The organism is Olavius algarvensis spirochete endosymbiont (assembly GCA_900608495.1).
Lineage (GTDB): Bacteria > Spirochaetota > Spirochaetia > DSM-2461 > DSM-2461 > UBA2779.
Window position 1 is genome coordinate 1 of record UWYT01000179.1, and the last position, 1759, is coordinate 1759.

1 protein-coding gene is annotated in these 1759 nt (G+C 48.0%); it reads left to right on the plus strand.

Going from position 1 to position 1759, the window contains the following annotated elements; all coding sequences use genetic code 11:
• On the plus strand, positions 1–1759 hold a 1759-nt coding region (locus tag S1OALGB6SA_RS10185), incomplete at both ends, for a hypothetical protein (RefSeq protein WP_195910306.1).

Here is a 1759-nt window from a genome sequence, read left to right on the forward strand (position 1 = left end):
TGCTTTCCGAGTCGGAGGAGCCTGGGGAGGAAGCAGGAGGGAGCGGCCTCGATCTTCGGCGCTATCTGGTTAAGGAAGGTGGAGCTTGGAAGGTAGTAGATAGGGATGATTCAGAGAGTCAGGTAAGGGAGCTTAACTCAACGGTTAGCGAAGAGAGCGGGAGCGGGGATTTGACAATCAGCGCAACCCTGGGCAGGTTCACATATGATTATCTGCTTTCGGAATTCCACACTAAGATTGAGAGCTTTGATGAGTCTGTGTACAAGGGAGTACTAGGCAGGCTTTTTGTTAATCAGGATGTGCATTTTGTGAATCTGAGTGCATTGACAGAGGAGGAGTGGGTTTGGCTTTCCGGCAAGGTAAGTGATAACTCTCTTAAGTCTCTCTATCAGAAGGATGCTTCCGATAACCTGTGGAAACCGAAAGGTACGAGCACCACGGAGAAGCTTAATCAGTTTTATAAGGCCGCCTTGGGGATTGTCTCAGGCTCTCCATCTGTTTTCATAAGTCAGGGAACCGGCGGAGGGAGTGTGACTCACTGGGTGGGTTTCTGGGATGAATCGCTTAGAAACCGTCTTAGGACATACGCCGATGAGCTTGTCGAATATGCTGCGGATAAGAAGATAGAGTTTGATGACTACTTTGATGCTTACACCCTTAAGGGGAATAACTACTATTATCCCAAGAATAATCTCGATGCGGGTAAGAAGGCCGCCTTAGGCGAGTTTCTTCTCTACTATCTGAAGGAGAGGGAGCTCTTTGATTTCTACAGATTCGATAACGGTGAAGGCAAGTTTGTACTCAATACTAACAACCTGAGTGATACAAAGCTCCGGGAACTTGGAAACTGGCTGACCAGCCTCGATTTGAAGGCTCCGGGGAAACTTGAGCGGAGCATCACCTACAGCAGCACTGATATGCTTGAAGTTCAAGAGGCTGATTTTCCGGGCAGTAATGAAGAGATAAGCGCTTCTCTTTTTGAGGATACGGCTGTTGGGTACTTGGAAAACACTGATTCGGATCGTGAAGGCTCTATGGTAGTGATTCCCTACTACAGGGGAAGTAGCGGGGGAAGACGAATTGCATATGATATTCAGTATATCCATGTGTTTGACAGTCAAAATGATTTTTCGGGTGCGAGTCTTGGAACGGATGGTTTTGATGGGTGGGAGGATATTGAGTTTGAAGGTTTTTCAGACCATCTGGACGGCGGAGTGTATGGGTGGTCTTACGGCATTTGGGCCGGAGACAAGGCTTGGGATGAGAGTAAGTTCTACGAGAAGAGGGAAGAAGATACATCGCTGGGAGCTCTGCGTACTAAGGCGGGAGATGTCTCTAAAAAAGATGAGTCAGCCCGTGAAAGTTTTCGCGGCAGCTTTGACGATGAGAGCAGTGGGAACACCAACAACAATGACGTGAATCTGGCTAGTGCGGTCAAGGATGAGGATCTGAATCTGGATAATCAGGCTGCGAGGGAGTTTGTACTTCGGATGTATCCGGATCTGATAGATAGCTCGACTTCTGTCGAGAAGGCTGAGATTCCTGAGACGCCTAGTGATGCTGATATGAAGAAGATTGTGTCAGATGAGAAGTATATCGAGCACTGGGGCTCTCAAGGCATGGAACTGGAGGAGGGTCCGATATGGGCTGGGGGAATTTATCTCCAAGGAGAAGTTGAAGAAGATGATGATGGAGATGAGCGTCTTGTTACATACAAGATAGCCACGGTTATCGATTCCAGTCTGATTTATCCCACCAG